Source organism: Sulfitobacter sp. HGT1, from assembly GCF_013282155.1.
In the GTDB taxonomy this organism is placed as follows: domain Bacteria; phylum Pseudomonadota; class Alphaproteobacteria; order Rhodobacterales; family Rhodobacteraceae; genus Sulfitobacter.
Window position 1 is genome coordinate 1 of record NZ_BLWI01000034.1, and the last position, 1253, is coordinate 1253.

The 1253-nt window shown below is 38.1% G+C and carries 3 protein-coding genes; all 3 read left to right on the forward strand.

What is annotated here, in order from left to right; all coding sequences use genetic code 11:
* A partial coding sequence (locus tag HGT1_RS18185; RefSeq protein ID WP_217903006.1) for a hypothetical protein occupies positions 1-287 on the forward strand: 287 nt, incomplete at its 5' end.
* A gap of 161 nt (positions 288-448) precedes the next feature.
* Positions 449-730, forward strand: a complete 282-nt coding sequence (locus HGT1_RS18190) for a hypothetical protein (RefSeq protein ID WP_176251372.1) — start codon at positions 449-451, stop codon at positions 728-730.
* Positions 723-1094: a hypothetical protein gene (locus HGT1_RS18195; RefSeq protein WP_176251373.1), complete on the forward strand. Its 372-nt coding sequence runs from the start codon at positions 723-725 to the stop codon at positions 1092-1094. Before HGT1_RS18190 ends, HGT1_RS18195 begins: the two co-directional genes overlap by 8 nt.
* Positions 1095-1253: the final 159 nt, after the last annotated feature.

A 1253-nucleotide genomic window follows, 5' to 3' on the forward strand; every position in this document is an offset into this window, starting at 1 on the left:
AGATCTACACTCTTTCCCGCAACGACACTCTTCCGATCTCAAAGCAATTGAATATGATTAATACGCTAGCTAACTCTAACCTAGGTCAACTGATAGGTGCTCACCTGAATACGTATAACTTAGCACAAGCTGTTGAGTCGTTAGGTGGACTGACTGAGTTCAAGGCTATTGAGAAGTTCGCACAGATAGATGAACAAGCTGATATGCAACAGCAGCAAGCTATCGCTGAACAGCAATTAACTAGTAATTTATCTCAACCTAGTATGCAGGAACTCCTTATGGAATAAGGGATACAGACTTATTTTAATTTATTTTAAATTAATTCTTGCAAAGTAAGTGCCCCCTTACTATATTAATATTACCAAGAACTCTGTTAGAAAGTTAAAGCGTAATTCGTATTAGACTTACTTTACTTCTAGAAGACTTCTTAAAGCTTTAAGAGATCTCCATGAAATACAAGATTCCTAAGTTCGTTACTAGACTCTTTAATCATAAAGAAAACAAAGAAGAGAAAGATAAGTTAGTCTCTCGTCTTAATGATTATCATCATAACGAACTTACTAAAGAACTCATTAAATACTTAGAACAGGAAGTTGAGAAAGAAGTACTAGAAGTTGAGTCTTCTACATTCATATCTCTTTTCCAATCTAAGTATCATACTGCTTTATCAAGAGGTAAGCGAACTGCTTATCGTAATATAATTAATCAATTAAGGAGTGACGATGTTTGAAGACGAGACCAAGTCTGAACAAAGTCAAACTGAACAAGCTTCCGCCCAGAGTGCATTGTTCAAAGTAGGAGACCGTGAGTACGACGCAGAATCAGCTTCTAAGAAGATTAGTTCAGCGGACGCTCATATCGCTCAGTTAGAAAAAGAACTTCAAGACTTCCGCGGTTCAATGTCTAAGTTAGACAAACTGGATAAGTTAGAGGAACTGCTTCAAGCTAAGCAAGCTCCAGCCCATGAACCTGAGACAACGCCTACACAATCTGCGCCACAAGCCCAGTTCAATAATGACGAGTTACTTCAGGAGTTACTTGGGGAACTAGATAGTCGCAGTAAAGAGACTGTCCTACAAGCTAACGAACAGTAAGCTGTTCAAGCTGCTAAGGATAAGTTCGGTAAGATCGGAAGAGCGTCGTGTAGGTAATGTGTCTAGATCGTGGTGGTCGGCTTATTACTAAAAAAAAATATTTAACGCATAATGAGGTCGAGTTTCTTTTTCTCTCTTGACTCTCTTTTTATCCTTTTT

Excerpts from the sequence above, each read along its gene's own strand:
- HGT1_RS18190 (WP_176251372.1), top strand. The coding sequence starts at position 449 with ATGAAATACAAGATTCCTAAGTTCGTTACTAGACTCTTTAATCATAAA.
- HGT1_RS18195 (WP_176251373.1), top strand. The coding sequence starts at position 723 with ATGTTTGAAGACGAGACCAAGTCTGAACAAAGTCAAACTGAACAAGCT.